This window comes from Haloarcula sp. Atlit-47R, from assembly GCF_003665985.1.
Lineage (GTDB): Archaea > Halobacteriota > Halobacteria > Halobacteriales > Haloarculaceae > Haloarcula > Haloarcula taiwanensis.
In genome coordinates this window covers 657,277-676,716 of the sequence record NZ_QPLQ01000002.1, presented here as the reverse complement: position 1 = coordinate 676,716, position 19,440 = coordinate 657,277, and the positions used below count along the sequence as shown (strand labels likewise).

The following is a 19,440-nucleotide window of genomic DNA, read 5'->3' as shown; positions in this document are numbered from 1 at the left end:
TTGGCCGTCCGATAAAACTCTTGTCGAATTATAAGACCCGAATTATAATATCCGCTTCTCGACTATCGTCTCCTGATGAACGTCAGTATTGTCGGAAGCGGATACGTTGGGACGACGGTCGCGGCGTGTCTTGCGGACCTTGGACACGAAGTCGTAACGATAGATATAGACGAGGATATTGTCGACGCGGTAAACGACGGCGAGTCGCCGATACACGAACCCGGACTCGACGAACTCGTCGCTGAACATGGCGGCGGTCGCCTTCGGGCAAGTACCGACTACGCCGAGATTCTCGATACTGACCTGACGATGCTAGCGCTCCCGACGCCCTCGAACGACGACGGGAGTATCGACCTCCAGTTCATGGAAGCCGGTGCGGCATCCATCGGCGAGGCGCTGGCTGGCGCTGAGAACGCGGCAGCGGACCCACACCTTGTCGTCACGAAGTCGACTGTCGTTCCGAACACGACCGAAGACCGCCTCGCTCTCCGTATCGCCGACGCCGGTCTCGAACGCGGCACGGACTTCCTCGTCGCCTCCAATCCCGAGTTCCAGCGTGAGGGGACCGCTGTCGCGGACTTCCTGAACCCCGACAAACTCGTCTTTGGGACGGACGACGACCGCGCGACCGACCTCCTCCATGACCTCTATGCACCGCTACGTGAGGCCGCTGACGACGACGTGCCGGTCGTCGAGACCGGTATCGCCGAGGCCGAGATGATAAAGTACGCCAACAACACGTTCCTGGCGACGAAGATTAGCCTCATCAACGACATCGGGAACATCTGCAAGGAGTTCGGCGTCGACGCCTACGAGGTGGCCGACGCCATCGGTCTCGACGACCGCATCGGCGAGCAGTTCCTCCGCAGTGGCGTCGGCTGGGGCGGCAGTTGCTTCCCGAAAGACACCGACGCCATCATCGCCGCGGCGCGGGAGCAGGGCTACGACCCCACAGTCCTCTCTGCGGCCGTTGAGCTGAACGACGGTCAGCCAGAGCGCCTCCTTTCCCTCCTCGATGACCATGTCGACGTGTCTGGGAAACGCGCCGCTGTGCTCGGACTGGCGTTCAAGCCCGGGACGGACGATATCCGGAACACGCGGGCAGCACCGGTCATCGAGGGACTGAAAACGCGGGGTGCCGATGTCGTCGCCTACGACCCCGTGGCGACCGAGAACATGCGCGAGCGCTATCCCGACATCGAGTACGCCGACTCCCCGGCGGCCGCCCTCGACGGCGCGTCCGGCGCTGTCGTCGTCACCGACTGGGACGAGTTCGCGGCGCTCGACGCCGAGTTCGACGAGATGGCCGACCCCGTCGTCGTCGACGGCCGCCGCATCATCAAGCGCCGGGACGGCATCACCTACGAAGGGTTGACCTGGTAGCCAACTCAGTCACGTCGTACTCGCCTGTCGAGGACGGCGACCGCACCGGCCGCGAGAAGCGCTACGACGAGTACGGTCGGATCCGAAGACACGTACAGGCTCGGTGTCGGCGGCCGCCAGTTCGTGAACGGATACAGCCAGGCGCTGGCCCGACCGTCGGCGTACACCCGCAGCCCATCGAGCAGGAGCGAGGTGAGACCGCCGAACGTCACGAGGCCGAACACCCGTCCCCAGTACCGTCGCTCGAACGCGACAGTGATAAGACCGGCCAGTAGCAGAACTCCGCCGAGTGTCGAGAGGGGCATGTAGGTGAACGGCACGCCGAGAAGTGCTCCGACTGTCTCTTCGTTCACCACGATTCTGACTTTCACTACATCCGGAATCGCCGCACCACCCATCCCAACCACGACCCAGCGCTGGTCGAGCCAGTCGACGCGCCAACTCGCGACCGTGAGAAGGATGTACGGAGCGAGCAGATGTGTCAGCAGGTCAGCCATTGCGGGCCTCCAGCGTCCACGTGTCTCGATTGATGCGCCAGTACCGGAAGAACAGCAGCAGGAATCCGAGCGCGCCGATAGCCGAGGCGCCGTACTTGTAGAGTTCGGCCCACCGGCTGCTGTTGACGACTTCGACGCGCTCGGCCGCTATCGTTTGCTCTGGTCCGACCGTCCCGTACACTTGGACGACGCCGCCTGATTCGACGGCTGTGCTCGTCTCAGTGACTCTGAGTGTGATTGCCGTCCCGTCGCCCTCGACTTTTATATACAGCTCGCCGTCGCCGGTCTCTGTCACTGTTCCAAACACCATGAGTTGCTGTCCGACGTACGACTCGTACCCGGTCGAAAGGTCCGCAGCATCTGGATACGGTGACCGTTCGTCCTCTGTTATCTCCGCGTGGACGAACAGTCCTCCGAGTGTCACACACAGCACAAGCACGATGCCGACACGAACCCAGACGCGCACACCATCTGTTCTTTCGGTGAGGACAATGGTCGTTTCGCTTCAGACCCACAGCGTGTCTGTCTCCAAGATCACTCGACAGTGATATTGCCGCCACTGTACACCATTTCTTCGGTGACTTCGACGGACGTTTTATTCCCGCTATCGGTAGTCACGGCGTACGTCCCGGGGTTTGCGACGGTAACAGTGAAGTCACCATTCCGGTTGGCCGTCGTCTGGCGCTCGTAGTCGACTTCTCTGTCCGAAACAGTGATGGTCGTTACGACCGAGACGGTCGAATTCGGGGCCGCAGTCCCCCGTATCTCTCCACCCGGAACAACCGCGAACGCCTTGTGGCTCCCGTCTTCGCTCGCGAAGAGCGGCCGGTAACGGGCCAGTCCGTCCACATTTCCGTTACGGCTTCCGAAGTGCTGGTGTAGCCGAGCGTACATCGTGGCCGGTTCCTCGATGTCGGTCGCTGTCGTTACGACATACCCGACTCGGTTGGAAATCCGACCGTGGGCCGCATCGGGGTCCGTTGCTGCGACGAATGGCCCGTACCTTTGGCGGGCGTAACTGAAGCTCCGTGACTCGCCACTAACGAAGTAGTTGTACACGCGGTTCTGTCCCCAGCGGCTGAGGACGTAGTTTTCGGGGTATTCGAGTCCCCGCTCGGCGGCGTCGGCTTCGATTGCAGTCGCCGCGTCGTACGTCCCGTCCTCGACGAGTACCTGGCTCGTCTTCACAGGGACCTGCACGATCCCGAGGGACCCGAACAACAGGAACAGCACGAACAGCGACGCAACCGCGCGGGTGTCCGGAACGAGCACGTCTCGCAGGTCCCGATCCCCGGTCGCTAGGACCGGTCGGGCGAGCTCAACCCACGAGGCGACCCAGATGAACGCGAGGCCAGCGAACAGCGCGAGAAACGTGGCCAGTTCGCCGACGAAACGGACCTGAATCATGGCGAGGCCGAACAGCACCCAGACGTAGCTACTGGCGACGAGCCAGCCGCTCTGGTCGCTCCGCGCGAGGTCGAGTCCCCACACCATTGCCGGAAGCGCCAGGAACAACGTCAGACCGAGCAGGAACAGGAAGCCGAAGGCGTCCGTGCTGAACAGGCCGTACGTCTCGGCGATTGCGTCGGATCGAAACAACAAGTCGAGCCGGCTATTGAACGTGTCCCACTGTTCGGTGAAGCCAAAGCGGAAGACGAGGAGGCCAACGACGCCAAGTCCGAGATCGACCACAGCCAGTTGTCCGACAGTACCACCGAAGCGCCGGGCTACCTCTGCTGTCGCAATGACGACGACAGTACCCAGCGTCAGTAGTGCTGGCGCGCTAGTGACGAGCGCAGTTTGCCAGCCGGTGACAGTATGAACACTCCAGGCGAGTGTCGCACCGAAGCTAACGCCTGCAAGGACCGGCGCGTTGCTGACCAGTGCCGACCGGTCGTTCGAGACATCCAGCAGTGTCTGTCCCAGCACCACCAGACTGACCGGCAGGACAAGCAACGGCCCGGCCTCCCACGCGAGCACCTGGCCGGCAGTCCCGACACCGATGCCGACCGCGGCAATCCACGGCTGTGGTCGACGAAGCGACGTTCGATTCGTGGCCGTCGTTAGCGCGATGACGAGTGCAAGGGCGGAGAGTCCCAGCCAAGGATAATCGAAGGCGTGGTGATCCGCGAAACCCAGGCTGGTCCGGAAGGCGTGGCCCGGCATAAACGCGAGGAACAGAACCGCTGCGAGGCCGACACGCCGGTCGCTGGACACCCGAACTGCGAGCAGATAGAGCAGGACGCTCGTGACGAGTGCCGACACGACTGGATACCAGGCGAGAACGTGGCCGATAACTTCCTTGCTCCCGCCAAAGAGGCTGGAAACCAACCAGAGTGTCGCGATCATAAGCGGCTCTCCCTTGGTCACTGCGTCCGGAAGCACGGAGAGCGCCCCGAAATCAGCCGCGCTGCCGGCGTTCGCCGCGACCTGTTCGACGTGGTATCTGTAATAATAGGGGTCGTTGCTCGAGAGAACGATATCGCCGTCACGATATACTGACCCGATGATGTAGGTTCGGGCGACGAGCACGACCGATAGGGCGGCGACGAGCAATCCGGTTGCTCGCGCGTCGAAATCAAAACGCAGTGCGTCACCGAGCGCCAGCCCGTGTCCGCTGTCGCTACCGGCCTCAGGCTCGCCGTTGAGCGCGGCCCGTACAGCGTCTGGATCGGCGACTCGATACTGCTCACCGTCTTTCTCGACGATGCCCGCGGAGACGAGTTCGCCGAACTGCCCCGAATCGATAGGGATGTCATCGAACGTCCAGCCGTCCTGTTCGTCGTCGACGGCCAGAACCGCTTCTGTCGCATCTCGTAGCTCGGGCCGGTCATCGAGTACCGCTCCCGCCCCGGGCGTGTCGCTCATGTCTCTTCTCTTTCCGGTCTGGCGAATAAATCCATCGGGACTCGATGTCTACGTGGTCGCCGATTCCAGTGCCGCCCGAATCGCTGACTCTACGTCGTGTTCCGGGGTCCAGCCCAGCACGTCAGCCGTACGGTCAGTGTCGACCGGGAACGAATCGACGAGCGTCTCGTCGTCGCCCCGCGGGTTCTCGACCAGTTCCACGTCGGTATCGATGTCAGCGACTGAGGCGGCGATGTCGCTGACGAGTTCGGCGACGGTGTGAACGCCCGGGTCCTCGTCGCTAGCGATCTCGTATTTCTCGACGCCGGTCTCACCGCGGTCCAGTTGCTCTAGCAGTCGTTCGCAGCTATCGACGTAGGCCCGGGCTACGTCCTTGACGTGGATGAAGTTCCGGGACTGCGTCCCGGGCTCATAGACGGTCAGCGTCTCGCCAGCGAGTGCTCGGTTCACGAAGAAGTTGATGACGGTCCCCTTCGAGACGGTCTGGCCGTCTATCTCGTGGCTGCCGTAGAGGTTCGATATCATGAACTGGTGGGCGGGGAACGCGCCGGCGGCGTACGTTTCGATATCGCGTTCGTTGAGTAGTTTCGTCTGGCCGTACCAGTTCAGCGGGTCCCGTGGGTGATCGACCGTAATAGGGAACTCCTGTGGGTCGCCGATGACCGCCATCGAGAATGGGAAAATTAGCGCTGCGCCTGTCTTGCGACAGAACCAAGCAACGTTGTCAGTTCCCTGAACGTTGACCTCGTAGGCCAGATCCTGCTTTGCTTCGCAGTCGTCGACGCCGGAAATCGCGGCGAGGTGCATCACGACGTCGGCCCCGTCTAGCGCCGCCTCCAGACGGTCCCGGTTCCGGATGTCGACGTGTTCGATATCGACACCGCCGACGGTTTGCACGGTCCCGAGATAGAAGTTGTCGATAGCGGTGATTTTCCAGTCGGGGTGGGCCTGCTGTAGTTCGTGGATGACGCGGCTGCCGATGTAGCCCGCTCCGCCGGTGACGGCGATGTTGGGCGTCTCGCTGGTAGGTTCTGTTTCAGACATTGGTGGTAAATTTCTCCGCGAGGTCGCGGACGCCCTCGCGGAGCGTCCACGATGGTTCGAAGCCCGTCCGACCCAGTCGGTCGAAGTTGACGTGATAGGACGGCCCGGGGTGCTCATCTTCGAGATATGTGACGTCGACCGGCGCGACCTCGTCGGCGACGATATCGGCGATTTCGGCTATCCGGTAGTTCCCGGCCGCCGAGCCGACGTTGTAGACGGGTTTATCCCAGGACTCGGGCTCGCATGCGGCCGCCGCGTAGGCGCGGGCGGCGTCCCGGACGTGGATGAACGGCCGCCAGTTCGAGCCGTCGCCGTAGACGGTGAGCGGGCGACCGGTGAGCGCGCGGAACACGAAGTAGTTCACGACGAGGTTGAACCGGATGCCCGGCGAGTGGCCGAAGTTCGTGGCCATCCGCAGGGCGGTGCCGGTCATGTCGAACTCCTCGCAGTACTCCCGGAGCAGCGTCTCGGACTCCAGTTTCGTCTCCGCGTATGGGTTGATGGGGTCAGGGTCAACCGTCTCGTCGATGTCGGTGCTGGTCGCGCGGCCGTAGACGTTACACGAGGAGGCGAAGACGACGTGATCAACGCCGAGCTTGCCCGCCGCGGTCAGGACGTTCTCGGTGCCGTCGTAGTTGATGGCGAACGTCTCATCACGGCGTTCGTGGGTGCTCGACGCGCCGGTGATGGCCGCGAGGTGGATGACGCGGTCCACGCCGCGCATGACGCTCTCCACGTCGCCGTACTCGCGGACGTCGCCCCGCCGAAATTCGAGGCCGTCCCCGAGCGTCCCCAGCAACGCGCGCGGCGACCCTGAGGAAAGGTCGTCGAAGACCACGACGCTGTCGACACGGTCGTCGTCGCGCAACAGCGGGAGCAGCGCGCTACCGATGTAGCCACAGGCTCCGGTGACCAGCACGTCCATCGTCAGTCCTCGCTGAGAACGCCCGGCAGGAACCGGTCCTCGTGGGCCTCGATGGTGTCGGCGTAGCGGGTCAGCGTCTCGAAGATGTCGGCGACGCCGTCCTCGAAGGACTGTGACTGGCCGCCGATGAGGTCGGCATAGCGGTCGTTCTCGATTTCCATCTTGTGGGTCTCGTCCTCGTCGCGGGGGTTCTCGAAGTGCTCGACGGCGACGTCGAGGTCGAACTCGCTGCCCACGTCCGCGATGGTCTCGGCGATTTCGACGATACTAATCGCGCGCGTGACCTGATTATAGACGGTCAGCCCGTCCGGTCGGTCGTCGGGGTCGGCCAGCGCGACTTCCGCCAGCCCCTCAACGGCGTCCTCCAGCGAGATGAACGGCTTGCGCTGCTCGCCCTTGCCGTAGACGGTGACCGGGTAGCCCGCAACCGCCTGCGCACAGAAGCGGTGCGTGACGGTCCCGAAGTAGTAATCGAAGTCGAAGCGGGTCTTGAGCCGGTCGTCCGCGCGGGTCTCCTCGGTCTCAGTCCCGTAGACGATGGCCGTGCGAACGTCCGAGATCGGGATGTCGAACTGCGTGTGGGCAAGCCGCATGTTCTGTGCGTCGAAGCCCTTCGTCGCGTGGTACCAGCTCCCGCCCATGTTGGGGAAGGGCACGTCGTCGCGCTCGTCCTGGTTCTCCATCGTCGCGCCGCCCTCGGGGATGGGGAACTCCGGCGCGCCGTAGACGCCGGTCGTCGTCGTCTCGACGAAGTGGGTGTCCGTGAGGTCGTGCTCGTCGAGGCCCCACAGGAGGTTCCGCGTCGCCTGAAGGTTGTTGTGCTGGGTGTAGTTCGCCCGTTCGCCGTTGATCTGGGAGTACGGCGCGGAGGGCTGGGCGGCGGTGTGGACGACGACCTCGGGTTCGTGGACCGCCAAGAGTTCGTCGACAAAGGACTTCTCGGCGAGGTCGCCCTCGACGAAGGAGAGGTTCGTCAGGCCGTGGACCTCGCGGGCCGCGTCGAGGCGCTCATCGATGCTGGCCACCGGTGTCGCGCTCGTCGCGCCCACGTCTTCGACCCACTCTCTTCGGGCGAAGTTGTCGACAAGCAGCACTCTGTCGTCCGTCCGGTCTGCGATTCGCAGCGCGGCCGGCCACCCGACGTAGCCGTCGCCGCCAGTGATGAGGATGGTCATGGTTACTCAGATAGTGAGTAACTGCGGCGCGTAATCAATCTTCTGTTCGGTTGCCTGCTAGTCTTGTACAGCCTGCCCGCTCATCAGACACGCATTCGTCCTCAAAACAGCAATTCCTCCTCTACTGGCCGACGTCGAACCGTTCGAAGTACTCTGTGACGTACTGGTTCGCGTCCGCCGGTGGTTCCGTGACGACGCGATAGGCGTCATGCTGGTCGTCAAGTGCTATCTCTGCTCCGTCCTCGGGTACGACTCGATACACAACCGGTATCGTGTGCCGGGATGCGACGCCATCGACGGACGACGCGTCCCAGAAGTGTTCGCTGACGCCGAGCCGTTCCGTCGCAACCGATGTGAGACCGAGTTCCTCTTCGGCGATGCGCACCGCCGCGTCGTCCAGTCGCTCTCCTTTGTAGAGGCGACTCCCCGGCCAGAACCACTCGCCTTTGGCTGGTTCGTTCTGTCGCCGTGTGAGTAAGATACCCTCCTCGTACTCAACGACGAGGTCGACACAGGGCTGGGGCATGTTGTCGAGACAGGTGGCGAACGTCTCCGTCGGAATGCGTTCGTCGTGGCGGTCCATACTTCGCCCTTGCGGGCTACCGGTGAAACCGCTCCGCTTCTCGCTGTTTCGCAACCGTTAAAACCGACCCTGTCCTCTTTCCGATTGCTATCGCACGGGCCGGTGGGGTAGCCTGGTATCCTTCGGCCTTCGGGTGGCCGTAACCGCGATTCGAATTCGCGCCGGCCCATTTCTATCGCAACGCAATCACGAGGAGCGACAGCGACGAGTGTCCGTTGTGAGGAAATGGCTCCGAGAATTCGAGCAGGGAAGTCGCAGCGCGAACGAAGTGAGCGACCGTCTTCCCGTGTTCGACATTCGCGCCGGCCCACTTTTTCAACTACGGTACTGAGAAGCAAAGAGGTCACCACACTCGTATCAGCTGTCGACCCGGCCCCGCGTGGCCTCGTACGCCTGTCCGCGGAACTGGAACCGTCGACTGTTGGAATCGTATCCGAGAACGTCGTCCACAGCCCGCTCGTCAGTCTCGACAACGACCCGGGATACATCGTCTGTTAGGAACGGGAGTGCGTTGCGAAGCCCGCCGTCCGACGTGGCGAACCGATCGCTCGCCATCACCTGTTCGGCGAGAACCCGCTCGCCCGCGCTGTCGGTGCGAGTCAGCGAGAACGTCGCGTCGGCAGGACGCGCCCTATCGCCGTGATGGTCAGTCGTCACGGTGACAGTGTCGCCGTCGCGCGCCGTCGACACGCTGTCGGTTGGCGTCACGGTAGCGCGGTCGCCGACCAATTCGAACAGCGCACCGCTGTTGGCAGTCGCGTGGCCGTAGCCGGCGACGACGGCGTACTCGCCGCCGCCGAGGTAAGCCTGCGTGAGGCCGTCACAGTGGCAGTCGCCGGTGCTGCATCCGACTGCCTGGCCGTTGAACGCCCGGAGTCCCCACTGTTCTTGGCGGCCCGGTGACAGGAGGCGACAGTCCGTGGTGTGGACTGTTGGTGCGATGTGGAACCATTCGGCATCGACGAGTTTGTAGAGGTTCCAGTGGCCACATTGCAGTCGTTCGTGGCTGTTATTGACCATCTCGAAACCGACCTGTGCATCAAGTTCCGCCCGCTCAGTACTGGGCCGAACGAAGGCCGGGGTCGTCTTATCTGCGTTGTGGAACCACTGGATACCGTCGTCGTCGGGAAACGACGGGAGCGAGCGGCCAGTGAACCTGGACTCTGTTTCCGGGCCGGGTCTTCGCGTATCCCAGACGGAGAGCGAGAGTGGGCCGTCCCGGCCGCGGAACTCGTAGGTCCCGGTCGGCCGCTCGAACTGACCCGGCTCGCCGACAAGGGCGTACTCCAGTTGGACCCAGTCTCCAGGGGCCAGTCGGTGGGTGTCAGGCATCCACGGCCCGACGTCGTTGACGCGCCAGTATCCCTCGTCTGTTCGGCCGAGTGAGGGCACTTCGTCGGCGAGGTCGTTGTTATCCGTGGGCGCGAAATGGAGGCGGGCTTCGTGGCTGTAGCTGCCGGGCTGGCGGCTGTGTGTCTGTCCGACGCCCGGGATCCACTCAATCCTGAACGTGTTCTCGAACTCGTTGCCGTTCTGGAGCCAGCCGCGAATCGTGGCCGGATGGTCGTCGGTCGCCGTCTGGTCGAACCAGAGTCCGACTCGCGCCCCGTCGTCGGTGTGGAGTCCCGGCGAACTGAGGGCGTAGGTTCGCGGCCCGGTTTCCAGTTCGATGACAGTCGTCGGGTCGTCCGGTCGCGGCGGGTCGCCGGCGTCTGTCGGCGTCGCTGTCCCGCTGTCGTTCGCATCGGTCGCTGACTGCGTCGGGCGCGGGGCGGGCGTTACGTCACCAGTCTCGTCTGAGTCAAGAGTGCCGAACGAACAGCCGGTGAGTCCGGCCAGCGCTCCCGGGACCGACGCGAGGAGGGCACGTCTGCGCACAGGTAGCGATTCGCCGCTCCTGATAAACCCTTTCTGGACGCTTAGACAGCGTTTGTAGCGTTTCCGGTATCTGGATCCGTCGATACTCGCCCGCCGCATCGATGGCGAGGACTGTGACACTTCTCACTGACGTTACCTACAGTGCCCTCTGTGTGACCGCCAGACGGTGCGGCTTCGAAACACGTCGGACAGCGGTTGACCATGCTCGTGAGACGCTGTATCTCGCGGTACGGGTGGCAACACTGGACACAGACGTTCGCCTGCCTGTCGCCGGTCCAGCATGGGTGCCAGTCATTGCGACCGCTACGCGCTGGCTAGCTAAACGATTTCAACACCTCTCGACCTGTGACTGTCACCCTTCGGCGAACATCTCGACGACGCGGTCCAGGTCGGGCGACAGCTCCTGCATCACGTCTGTGGTCGTGAGGATACCGACGCCGTCAGTCTGTCCGTCGATCACGAGGCGCTTGATGCTATGCTCGACCATCGTATCGATTGCCTCCTCTAGCGGGGCACCGGCTTCGATGGTTTTCACGGGCGTTGTCATCAAGTCACCGACCGGCGTCGTATCCGGGTCGATGCCATCGCGGAGGCCGGTAATGATGTCCGTTTTCGTGAGTATGCCCTGCCCGTATTCGGTTTCAACGACGACAGAACCGACCGCCTCCGACGCAAGGAGTTTCGAAACGTCTCGGACGGAAAGCTCGCGGTCGACGGTTTTTACTGGCTTTGTCATCACCTGCTCGACCGGTGTGTCAAGTGAATTCATACCATTAGTTAGCAAACGAACATCATAAGTCATTTGACTCCCGAAATCGGTGCCGAACTGGCCTTACCAGTCAAAGTCCTCGTGAATTGACAGTCCTGCCTATTGACATATTGGCCCCACGACCTCGGTGACGCTGGAAAGAATTTGCCCAGAGCGAACGGACACCTCGTGGCCGCTGAAACGGTTCATCTCCTCACTGCTGACGCTGTACACGACTTTGCCGAGGCCGGCGTACCGGAGTCCGCCGGCGCACATCGGGCACGGCTCGGTGCTCGTGTACAGCACTATCTTCGCGCGCTCGTCTGAGTCACACTCGCGCATTGCTCGGTGCGCCAGTTGGAGTTCCGGATGGCGTCGCACATCCGATTCAGTGCGGACGCGGTTCGACGCCTCCATGACGATCTCGTCGTCACGAACGAGCACAGACCCGAACGGCCGGTCGCTGCGGTCGACAGCGGCCCGAGCCCGCTCGAACGCGCGTTGCATATGCGCTTCGTGGTCGAACTCGTCGAACGCTGAAACGGGCATAACGGCGTTTCGACCCGCAGTGGAAAATCGGCACGGCAGGGTGACCTCAACAGTGGACACACGCGGTCTCTGACCCCTCGTCGACACGAATGGGTGCAGCCGGCTTCGCGGTCGATGCACGTAAGTCTCTGACCGGCTTCGGACCCGTATGCGCCAGTTCGTCATCATCGGCCACGACGCCCCGACGACGCCGGAGTTCTCGCTCGACGACTTGGCCGGCGCTGCCGGCCGGCTCGACGTGCTCTGTCGGTGTGTCACCAGCGCGTTCTTCCTGAGCCACGCCATCCGCGAAGACGTTCGAGTTCACCTGATCCTGGCGGATGAGTACACTGTCACGTTCGACGGGAGCGACCTCCGCCGGCTGAACCCCGACGAACGGTCCACGGCAGCGCTGATGCGCAAGGCCCTCGAAGAGCGCGCGGAAGCAATCGGTCACATCCCGGTCGAAACCTCGCCCGGCGTGTCGCTCACACGCCGGGGGTTCGAGGGGACACTCGACGACGTGGCACGCCGCGGAACCGTCGTCCAGCTGCACGAAGACGGCGACCCGGTCGTCGACGTTGCACCGCCGTCGAACCCGGTGTTCGTCCTCTCGGACCACCACGACTTCCGGGATGAGGAAGCGGCGCTGTTGGCCGACCGGGCCGACGAGCGCGTCTCACTCGGGCCACGGGCCCTCCATGCCGACCACTCGATTACGGTCGCGCACAACTACTTGGACACGGCGGGGTTTGAGCAGTACTGACTGGACACCGGGAGACCGCCAGAAGGGTTTTTATCCGCGGTTCGCTGAATGGCGTATGGAATTCTTGGGTTCGGAGACAGCGACGGGTCGCGCTGTCCGACGACGTATCGAAGCGGTGAGGGACCGATGACCGACCGGGAACATCTGTCCCGTCGTGCGGTTCTGCAGACCGTCGCCGGGACCGGTGTCGCGTCGGTCGCCGGCTGTTCGGCGCTCGAAAGCGAAAGTGACGACGCGGCCTCGACAGTCGAGGGCGACCGTGCCGCGGAGCTCGCCCAGCGGTTCGCGCCGACGCTATACTTCGACCGGGCGGAGCCGTGGTTCCCGACGGACCCGCGGCCCTACACCAGCGAACAGGACGGGGAGACCGTCGTCAACGGGTTCGACGCCTTCGACGGGTACCATGAGCGGATGACCGACGGCGAGCCGCCGGCCCCGACGGTGTTCTACCACGTCGTTGAGTACGAGCAGTCGCCGCTTGCCGTCGTCCAGTTCTGGTTCTACTCGGCGTTCGACCAGTTCACGACGAACTTCCACTGGCACGACTGGGAGGTCCTGCACGTGTTCGTCGACACGGAGTCGGGCGACCCGCAGCTGTACGTCGCCAGCTCCCACTCCCGGAAGGTGCCCAACAACGAGTTCCTGGACCCGGACCCGGAGATGGTGCCGCGCATCCTCTCGGAGCTGGGATCACACTCCAGCGCGCTGTCGGTCAACGACGCCCGCGACCGGTTCACCCGGCTGCCGGAGGGCGACCGGTTCGCGGACATCACGAACAGCGCCGTCGAGACCATCGAAGACCTCGCGGAGATTCCGGTCGCCTACGGGCTCCCGCGGGACGAGGGCTCGCGGCTCCCCTACCTCGTGCCGGAGTACGAGGGCGCGCCGCTGTACGAACACGAGCGGCTGCCGTCGGTCAGCCGCGAGGACCTCGTTCCCGAGCGGCTGACCCTCCGCTCGTTCGACAGCCTCTCGGCACCGCCGACGGACCTGCCGACGCGGGAGACCGGCCTCGTCTTCCAACACACCGACCGCGGCGAGGCCGACCCGGACATCGAGTACGACCTCGTATCGAGCAGCGAACTGGAGCACATCGCCGATTTCACCGGGCCGCAGTTGAGCTTCGAGTTCGCCGTGCCCCAGTTCGCCGAGGACGCCGTCGCGGGCCACATCACGACGACCGGCGCGCCCTGGGACCAGCCCCGGTACGACAACCCCGCCGCGGACATCTCCGAGCCGAACCACCGGGCGGCGCTGGCCGAGCGCTACGACGCCATCGGCGCGCCGGCGGAGATACGCACCGTCGTCGCCAGCCTCTCGGAAGCTGTCTCGAACGACGACGCGCCCGAGAACGAGGGGCTTACGACCGAGGACACCGCCGTTGAGTCCGTCGCCCTACTGGAGAGCGACCCCGAGGCCGTCCCGACCTTCGCGGGCCTGGCCGTGGTGCAGGACGTGCCCGCGGGCGAACATCGGTTCACCGTCAACGGGGCCGGTGTCGCGCCACACAGCGAGTCGGTGTCAGTTCCGGAAACCGGCGACGCAGAGGGGCCGACGCGGGCCGGCGTCGACGGCGAGGTGCCGCTCGTCGCCCGCGAGAACGCCACCCGTCTCGAAGTCGACCCGTCGGGAGCCGACAGCGACCTCACGGACCTCGCCGTCGAGGACGACTTCGCCGGTCGGCTGTACGACGCCCCGCTGTCGGAACCCGACGCCGTTTACGTCCACGGCGGTGGCGCATACACGACGGAGGTCCGGGACCGTGACGACGAGATCGGTGCGTTCCGGGTGAATCCCGACCCCGCCGCGGACGTTGCCGCCCGAATCGAACAGCCCCGAACTGGCAAAGCCTCGTTAGCATCGTTCCTTGTCGACATCGCAGCGGAGACGCGCCAAGCGGTACTCGACGAGATGGACGATGACGACAACCCCGGAAACGGCGGTGGCTCCGAGAACGCTATCCAGGGTCTCGAACGGGCGCTCGCCGCTGTCGTCGAGGCTGCTCGGCGGGCGACGGAACGCGCCGAAGCGGGTGACCGCGGGAACGCTGACAAGCAACTCCAGACCGTTGCCGACCGGCTCCAGCGCGTCGCGGCCAGAATCGAGGACGCCGGCGACGACCTCTCGGACCCGCTGTCGAACGCGGCCCGGCGACGCCTCGAACAGGCCGACCGTCGGGCCGAGCAGGCACAGGCCGCCGACAAACTGTAAGCTCCCGCCCCGTTCTCAGAGGCCGAACCACCGCGCCAGCGCGCCCGCGACGAGTACCAGTCCCCCGGCGATGAACGTGCCGGGCACTGGGAGAACAAACAATACGACGCCGAGCAAGAGGCCGATGGTCGATATCCTCATTTCAAATACATTGCCACACCACGCTGTATCGGTCTAGTGCCTGCATACTCGTGGACCCCTGCTGATTTTGGCGGTGGGGGTCACACTGCTGGTATGGACGACGAACTCACCTGGGAGACGCTCGATGCCGAAACCGCCTACGCCTGTCCGGGGTTCGATGTCATCCGTGAGGACGTGCGCCTGCCCGACGGCACGGAGGGAGAGTTTGATTACGTACAGCACGGCGAGAGCGTCATCGTGCTTCCGTTCACCGCCGACGGTGACGTGGTCGTTATCGAGGAGTGGCGACAGCCGGTCCACCGGGTCAATCGCGGCCTGCCGGCCGGGACGATGGAAGACGGAGATGACGACCCGAGCGTCGCCGCTGCCCGCGAACTCCGCGAGGAAACCGGCTACGAAGCGGCGTCGCTCGACCACCTCTACACAGGCGAACCGGCCAACGGAAACACCGACTACGTGTTCCACTACTACGTCGCACGCGGCTGTGAGTCCACGGCCGATCAAGACCTCGACCACAACGAATCGATTCGGGTCGACACTGCCGACTTCGACTCGCTGGTCCAGTCAGTGCGAGACGGTACGCTCCGTGACAGTCGGTCCGCCGTCGGTATCATGTACTATGCCCTGTTCGAGCGCTGAACTGACGACAGTTTGAAATCCTGTGGAGTGGTATCGTCTATCATATGGATTCGATTGCACTCGACGAACAGACGGAGCGCCGGCTGGATAAACTGCGCGCGGCCGTCCGCCGTCGGACCGGGCAGCCGATTTCGCGGGCGGAGTTGCTCAACCAACTCGTCGAAGACGCCTACGCGTCCCGCAGTGAGGTGGTCGATATGTTCCGGACGTCACAGGCGTACGTCGCCGACGAAGACTCCGGGACCGTCTACCGGCCCGAGCGTGAACTGGTACCCGGCGGGGCGGAACAGCCCGACGAATAGCGGCGCTGTGCCAGCTGGGGCGTCGCTCGACCCTCCCGCCGTTCTGGCCGCTGCCAGCGACGAATAGCCAGTCACGGGCGAACACAACGCTTAGGCGCGCCGACCGACGACGACGTGTAATGACGAATTTCGAGGTCCGCCAGTACGACGCAGCGGGCCGGCTGGGCGAGCTAACGGTGCCACGGGCCGGCGTCACCGTCGAGACGCCGACTATCCTGCCGGTGGTCAACCCCCACGTCCAGACGGTCGAACCGGCGACGCTGGCGTCGGAGTTCGGGGCGGAGATACTCATCACGAACAGTTACATCCTGCATGGCTCTGACGACCTCCGCGAGCCGGTGCTGGAGCAGGGCTTGCACGGTCTGCTCGGGTTTGATGGGGCAATTATGACCGACTCGGGCTCCTTCCAGCTTGCCGAGTACGGCGACATCGACGTGACCACCGAGGAGATTCTGGAGTTCCAGCACGAGATCGGCTCGGACATCGGGACGCCGGTAGATATCCCGACGCCGCCCGATGTGGACCGCAAGCAGGCGACTGAGGAACTCAAAACGACACAGGAACGGCTCGAACACGCTGCCACCGTTGACACCGGCGAGATGCTCGTCAGCGCGCCAGTCCAGGGGGCGACCTACCCGGACCTGCGAGAGCGGGCCGCAGCGGACGCTGTCTCAACGGGACTTGACGTGTTCCCGCTGGGAGCCGTCGTCCCGCTGATGAACGAGTACCGCTACGCCGACCTCGCCGATGTCGTCGCGGCCTGCAAGCGCGGGCTAGGGGAGGTCGGCCCGGTCCACCTGTTTGGCGCGGGCCACCCGATGATGTTTGCGATGGCAGCGGCGCTGGGCTGTGACCTGTTCGATTCGGCGGCGTACGCGCTGTACGCCCGCGACGACCGGTATCTCACGGTGCAGGGAACGGAACTGCTTGACGAACTGAGTCACTTCCCGTGTCACTGCCCGGTCTGTACCGACCACACGCCGGCTGAACTCGACGCGATGGACGCCGACGGGCGCGAGGAACTGCTCGCCCGGCACAACCTGCATGTCACCTACGGCGAAATCCGGACGGTCAAACAGGCGATTCGCTCGGGGAATCTCCTGGAACTGGTCGACAGTCGCGCCCGCGGCCATCCGGCGATGCTCGACGGCTACCGCGCGCTGCTGGACCACGCCGAGCAACTCGAACGCACCGATCCGGTCTCGAAGGACGCGTTCTTCTACACCTCGAATGAAAGCGCTCGCCGGCCCGAGGTCCGACGCCATCAGGACCGACTGGAGCGCCTCCCGGTCGAGGGCGACGAGGTCCTGCTGACCGAAGGAAGCTCCAGTGCACAGTACGACGAGAGCTGGGGCATCCTGCCGCCGTTCGGCCCGTATCCCCGCGAACTCGCGGACACGTACCCCCTGACCGCGGAGGTCCCGGACCGGACCGACCGGGCGGCCTACGAGGCCGCGGCGGACGGTGTTCGGCGGCTGGTCGACCTCCACCTCGACGTGTCCTTCACGCTGGTCCACGACGACTGGCCGGCGACGGCGCTCGACCGCGTGCCCGACCGCGTCCGCTTGCGGGACCTGCACGCCCGCGACTGAGCGCCACCCGCCTCAGACTGTCGGCACGTCTACGTCTTCGTCGGCCGCCTCGCGCCAGGAACGGGTCGGCTCCCAGCCCAGCATCGCTGTGGCTTTCGCCGTCGCGTACGCTGCAGCGTCCCCCTCGACCGTGCAGTCGTCCGGAACCCTGCCGTAGTGCTCCCGCATGAGTTCGACCAGCGGCCGACCGAGCGCGTTGTCCGGGCCGACGCAGTTGAACGCCTCGTGGCCCTCGACCGCGCCCGCGAGCGCGGCCTCGACGAGGTCGACCACGTCCCGCACGTCGACGTACGACCAGTAGTTGCCCGCGCCGGCCGCCAGGTCGTCGACGTACTCCGGGGCCCGACAGGGGTACTCGCCGGGAATCTGTATCCACGAGGGGCGAATCGAGGCCACCGAGACGCCGTCACGGCGGGCGATTGCCTTCCCGATCTCCTCGGTGACGACCTTCGAGAGCCCGTAGTCATCTTCGGGTCTGCGCGCGTGGGCTTCGGTAATCGGAAGCTCGTCCGGCACAGGGGTCTCCTCGGCGAAGAAGAAGCCGTACGCGCCGTCGGAGGAGCCCTGGACCACGTCAGCGCCGACGCGGCCGGCCGCCGAGAGGACGGTGTGTGCCGCGAGCGCGTTGTTCCGGAACAGGTCGACGCCGGGGTGGGTCCCGGCCACCGGAATCGCCGCCCAGTGGACCACCGCGTCGGGGTCGATGGCGGTGAGCGAGTCGAAGACGCTCCCGGCGTCGGTGAGGTCAAGCGCCCGGTAGTCGACCTCCGGATGGCCCCCGCCGTCCGGGAGGCGGCGGTCGAGTACGGTCACGTCGTGCGGTTCGGCGAGCCGGTCGACGACCCAGCGCCCGGAACTCCCCCGGCCGCCGGTCACGACAACATCCATACCGGACTTGTCGTCGCTGACATCCAAAACGTGGCGGTGTCGCCGTGTCACCGGGCACGGTGCATATTTGACTCGCTACAGGTCGAGCCGGAACCGCTCACCGTGCGTGAACGTCGTCCAGCCGAGGATACGTTCGTCCCGATGCGGTCGGTCGGGGTTGTCGATTGCCGCCTGTTGCGCCGAGACGTACGTCGGGACGTTCTTGACCGGCTGGCCGCTCTGTTTGAGTGCTTCCAGATACGTGTCTTTCTCGTAGTACGAGTAGGCTACCTCGTACAGCGAGGACGCAGCTTCTTGCTTTCTGGCGGGGAAGCCGTCACTGTTGACGAACCGGTCGGGGTCGTCCTCGCCCATCGCCTCCCAGGCCGCCGGGTCGGCCACGTATGGCGCGTGGGCGTCGAGAATACGCTCGATAGCACCCCTGTCGCCTGCGAACTTCTGATACTCGTACAGTGTGGGCCCGTCGAGCCTGTCGGCATAGAGACGGCTGAGTTCCGCGGCGGTGACCAGTGCCTTCGCCGCGTACAGTGAGTACGCCAGGCTCGACGCGCGAATGATTTCGTTTTCCAGCAGACCGTCTTCGCGGAGCTGTCTGAAACCGTCTTCGCGGTTCCGCTGTATCGCGTCCCGAAACCGGTCCCAGTCCCGGAGATACACCGACCCGGCGGCGTGGGTCATCTCCTTCCAGTTGAAGATGTTCTGCTGGCCCATCGCCGTCGGGATGCCGTGGCCGACGTCGTCGAGGAACGTCCGGACCCACGCCCGCAGGTCGGCCTCCGTGCCGACGCTGTCGCTGTTCCACGCTTCATGGCCTCGAACGAGTTCCGCGCCCCACCACATTTTGGGGAGCGTGATGAACTGTTCGATGCCGTTCGTTTTCACCGGTGCCATGTAGGTCTCCGAACGCAGGAACCAGTGGTCCAGCAGCTCGATTGCCTTCTCGGCGTACTGGTCCGCGCCGGTGTACTGGTAGGCGAGGCCGAGGTCACGGATGCGGTCACCCGTCCTGATGGCGGCAACGTAGTCCTTGCGTTCCGTGGGGTCTTCGGGTCCTTTCGTTTTGAACTCGTGGCCGTCGCCGTTGTCCGTGACGCTCTCCGGGGCGGCGGCCATCGCCTCGCGAACGTCTTCCATGAAGGCTTCGTGGGCCTCCGTCCACGGGCTGTCGCCGTCCTCGACGCGGGACTGTATCGCAGACAGCGTGTCGAGGTGGACGAACATCGCGGGCCGGCTGTCATCTGTCGGTTCGGTGACCGCTGCCGGTTCGGTCGG

Annotated in this window: 19 protein-coding genes and 1 tRNA gene; 7 read left to right on the top strand and 13 right to left on the bottom strand. The window is 64.6% G+C overall.

Features of this window, described 5'->3' with window-relative positions; genetic code table 11:
* Nucleotides 1-75 precede the first annotated feature (75 nt).
* Nucleotides 76-1,383 (top strand): UDP-glucose 6-dehydrogenase AglM, encoded by a 1,308-nt coding sequence (aglM, locus tag DVK00_RS11150; protein ID WP_101349207.1) that lies wholly within the window; start codon nucleotides 76-78, stop codon nucleotides 1,381-1,383.
* Between the two features lie 5 nt (nucleotides 1,384-1,388).
* Here aglM and DVK00_RS11145 read toward each other — a convergent pair whose 3' ends face one another.
* The 7 genes from DVK00_RS11145 to DVK00_RS11115 form a co-directional block, all read right to left on the bottom strand.
* On the bottom strand, nucleotides 1,389-1,880 hold the full coding sequence (locus tag DVK00_RS11145) for a hypothetical protein (RefSeq protein ID WP_101349208.1): 492 nt from the start codon (nucleotides 1,878-1,880) through the stop codon (nucleotides 1,389-1,391).
* Entirely contained in the window at nucleotides 1,873-2,346 is a 474-nt protein-coding gene (locus DVK00_RS11140) for a hypothetical protein (protein WP_121577722.1), read from the bottom strand. The genes DVK00_RS11145 and DVK00_RS11140 overlap by 8 nt, the downstream gene beginning before the upstream one ends.
* 68 nt (nucleotides 2,347-2,414) lie before the next feature.
* Nucleotides 2,415-4,748, bottom strand: coding sequence for an STT3 domain-containing protein (locus tag DVK00_RS11135; protein ID WP_121577721.1), 2,334 nt, complete (start codon nucleotides 4,746-4,748; stop codon nucleotides 2,415-2,417).
* Between the two features lie 48 nt (nucleotides 4,749-4,796).
* Nucleotides 4,797-5,792, bottom strand: coding sequence for an NAD(P)-dependent oxidoreductase (locus DVK00_RS11130; RefSeq protein WP_121577720.1), 996 nt, complete (start codon nucleotides 5,790-5,792; stop codon nucleotides 4,797-4,799).
* Nucleotides 5,785-6,717, bottom strand: a complete 933-nt coding sequence (locus tag DVK00_RS11125; RefSeq protein ID WP_101349212.1) for an NAD(P)-dependent oxidoreductase — start codon at nucleotides 6,715-6,717, stop codon at nucleotides 5,785-5,787. Before DVK00_RS11125 ends, DVK00_RS11130 begins: the two co-directional genes overlap by 8 nt.
* A 2-nt stretch (nucleotides 6,718-6,719) precedes the next feature.
* Nucleotides 6,720-7,892 carry an NAD-dependent epimerase/dehydratase family protein gene (locus DVK00_RS11120; protein ID WP_101349213.1) on the bottom strand — a complete coding sequence of 391 codons (1,173 nt, stop codon included), beginning with the start codon at nucleotides 7,890-7,892 and terminating at the stop codon, nucleotides 6,720-6,722.
* A 121-nt stretch (nucleotides 7,893-8,013) separates the two neighbouring features.
* A complete protein-coding gene (locus DVK00_RS11115) occupies nucleotides 8,014-8,475 on the bottom strand; it encodes a GDP-mannose mannosyl hydrolase (RefSeq protein WP_101349214.1) in 462 nt (153 codons plus the stop codon).
* A 96-nt stretch (nucleotides 8,476-8,571) separates the two neighbouring features.
* Between DVK00_RS11115 and DVK00_RS11110 the strand changes: the two genes are divergently transcribed.
* Nucleotides 8,572-8,644 (top strand) — tRNA-Pro (locus DVK00_RS11110).
* 188 nt (nucleotides 8,645-8,832) lie between these two features.
* Here DVK00_RS11110 and DVK00_RS11105 read toward each other — a convergent pair.
* The 3 genes from DVK00_RS11105 to DVK00_RS11095 form a co-directional block, all read right to left on the bottom strand.
* Entirely contained in the window at nucleotides 8,833-10,353 is a 1,521-nt protein-coding gene (locus DVK00_RS11105) for a hypothetical protein (protein ID WP_121577719.1), read from the bottom strand.
* A gap of 352 nt (nucleotides 10,354-10,705) precedes the next feature.
* A complete protein-coding gene (locus DVK00_RS11100; RefSeq protein ID WP_101349227.1) occupies nucleotides 10,706-11,122 on the bottom strand; it encodes a cyclic nucleotide-binding/CBS domain-containing protein in 417 nt (138 codons plus the stop codon).
* A 99-nt stretch (nucleotides 11,123-11,221) separates the two neighbouring features.
* Nucleotides 11,222-11,650, bottom strand: a complete 429-nt coding sequence (locus tag DVK00_RS11095) for a nucleoside deaminase (protein WP_121577718.1) — start codon at nucleotides 11,648-11,650, stop codon at nucleotides 11,222-11,224.
* Nucleotides 11,651-11,798: 148 nt separating this feature from the next.
* Here DVK00_RS11095 and trmY point away from each other — a divergent pair, with 148 nt between their 5' ends.
* Both trmY and DVK00_RS11085 read left to right on the top strand, forming a co-directional pair.
* Nucleotides 11,799-12,395: a tRNA (pseudouridine(54)-N(1))-methyltransferase TrmY gene (gene trmY / locus DVK00_RS11090; protein ID WP_121511226.1), complete on the top strand. Its 597-nt coding sequence runs from the start codon at nucleotides 11,799-11,801 to the stop codon at nucleotides 12,393-12,395.
* A gap of 126 nt (nucleotides 12,396-12,521) precedes the next feature.
* Nucleotides 12,522-14,606, top strand: a complete 2,085-nt coding sequence (locus tag DVK00_RS11085; protein WP_199722461.1) for a hypothetical protein — start codon at nucleotides 12,522-12,524, stop codon at nucleotides 14,604-14,606.
* Nucleotides 14,607-14,621: 15 nt separating this feature from the next.
* On the opposite strand, the gene DVK00_RS22270 is transcribed toward DVK00_RS11085, so the two are convergent.
* Nucleotides 14,622-14,747: a hypothetical protein gene (locus tag DVK00_RS22270; protein ID WP_255410414.1), complete on the bottom strand. Its 126-nt coding sequence runs from the start codon at nucleotides 14,745-14,747 to the stop codon at nucleotides 14,622-14,624.
* Nucleotides 14,748-14,840: 93 nt separating this feature from the next.
* Between DVK00_RS22270 and DVK00_RS11080 the strand changes: the two genes are divergently transcribed.
* The 3 genes from DVK00_RS11080 to tgtA all read left to right on the top strand — a co-directional run bounded on the left by DVK00_RS11080 (nucleotide 14,841) and on the right by tgtA (nucleotide 17,280).
* Nucleotides 14,841-15,386, top strand: a complete 546-nt coding sequence (locus DVK00_RS11080; protein ID WP_101349231.1) for an NUDIX hydrolase — start codon at nucleotides 14,841-14,843, stop codon at nucleotides 15,384-15,386.
* Between the two features lie 44 nt (nucleotides 15,387-15,430).
* Complete coding sequence (locus DVK00_RS11075; protein ID WP_121577716.1) at nucleotides 15,431-15,688, top strand: hypothetical protein; 258 nt, start codon at nucleotides 15,431-15,433, stop codon at nucleotides 15,686-15,688.
* Nucleotides 15,689-15,807: 119 nt separating this feature from the next.
* On the top strand, nucleotides 15,808-17,280 hold the full coding sequence (gene tgtA / locus DVK00_RS11070; protein WP_121577715.1) for a tRNA guanosine(15) transglycosylase TgtA: 1,473 nt from the start codon (nucleotides 15,808-15,810) through the stop codon (nucleotides 17,278-17,280).
* A 12-nt stretch (nucleotides 17,281-17,292) separates the two neighbouring features.
* Here the strand turns inward: tgtA and DVK00_RS11065 are convergent, their stop codons facing one another.
* Both DVK00_RS11065 and DVK00_RS11060 read right to left on the bottom strand, forming a co-directional pair.
* Nucleotides 17,293-18,168: an NAD(P)-dependent oxidoreductase gene (locus DVK00_RS11065; protein WP_121536333.1), complete on the bottom strand. Its 876-nt coding sequence runs from the start codon at nucleotides 18,166-18,168 to the stop codon at nucleotides 17,293-17,295.
* Nucleotides 18,169-18,243: 75 nt separating this feature from the next.
* Entirely contained in the window at nucleotides 18,244-19,389 is a 1,146-nt protein-coding gene (locus DVK00_RS11060) for an alginate lyase family protein (protein WP_198560234.1), read from the bottom strand.
* Nucleotides 19,390-19,440 lie beyond the last annotated feature (51 nt).

Bases quoted from the DNA above. Each gene is read 5' to 3' on its own strand.
- DVK00_RS11085 (WP_199722461.1), top strand. From the start codon at position 12,522: ATGACCGACCGGGAACATCTGTCCCGTCGTGCGGTTCTGCAGACCGTC.
- DVK00_RS11120 (WP_101349213.1), bottom strand. From the start codon at position 7,892: ATGACCATCCTCATCACTGGCGGCGACGGCTACGTCGGGTGGCCGGCC.
- DVK00_RS11125 (WP_101349212.1), bottom strand. From the start codon at position 6,717: ATGGACGTGCTGGTCACCGGAGCCTGTGGCTACATCGGTAGCGCGCTG.
- DVK00_RS11100 (WP_101349227.1), bottom strand. From the start codon at position 11,122: ATGAATTCACTTGACACACCGGTCGAGCAGGTGATGACAAAGCCAGTA.
- trmY (WP_121511226.1), top strand. From the start codon at position 11,799: ATGCGCCAGTTCGTCATCATCGGCCACGACGCCCCGACGACGCCGGAG.
- DVK00_RS11145 (WP_101349208.1), bottom strand. From the start codon at position 1,880: ATGGCTGACCTGCTGACACATCTGCTCGCTCCGTACATCCTTCTCACG.
- DVK00_RS11130 (WP_121577720.1), bottom strand. From the start codon at position 5,792: ATGTCTGAAACAGAACCTACCAGCGAGACGCCCAACATCGCCGTCACC.
- DVK00_RS11060 (WP_198560234.1), bottom strand. From the start codon at position 19,389: ATGTTCGTCCACCTCGACACGCTGTCTGCGATACAGTCCCGCGTCGAG.
- aglM (WP_101349207.1), top strand. From the start codon at position 76: ATGAACGTCAGTATTGTCGGAAGCGGATACGTTGGGACGACGGTCGCG.
- DVK00_RS11115 (WP_101349214.1), bottom strand. From the start codon at position 8,475: ATGGACCGCCACGACGAACGCATTCCGACGGAGACGTTCGCCACCTGT.
- DVK00_RS22270 (WP_255410414.1), bottom strand. From the start codon at position 14,747: ATGAGGATATCGACCATCGGCCTCTTGCTCGGCGTCGTATTGTTTGTT.
- DVK00_RS11075 (WP_121577716.1), top strand. From the start codon at position 15,431: ATGGATTCGATTGCACTCGACGAACAGACGGAGCGCCGGCTGGATAAA.
- DVK00_RS11065 (WP_121536333.1), bottom strand. From the start codon at position 18,168: ATGGATGTTGTCGTGACCGGCGGCCGGGGGAGTTCCGGGCGCTGGGTC.
- DVK00_RS11135 (WP_121577721.1), bottom strand. From the start codon at position 4,748: ATGAGCGACACGCCCGGGGCGGGAGCGGTACTCGATGACCGGCCCGAG.
- tgtA (WP_121577715.1), top strand. From the start codon at position 15,808: ATGACGAATTTCGAGGTCCGCCAGTACGACGCAGCGGGCCGGCTGGGC.
- DVK00_RS11095 (WP_121577718.1), bottom strand. From the start codon at position 11,650: ATGCCCGTTTCAGCGTTCGACGAGTTCGACCACGAAGCGCATATGCAA.
- DVK00_RS11080 (WP_101349231.1), top strand. From the start codon at position 14,841: ATGGACGACGAACTCACCTGGGAGACGCTCGATGCCGAAACCGCCTAC.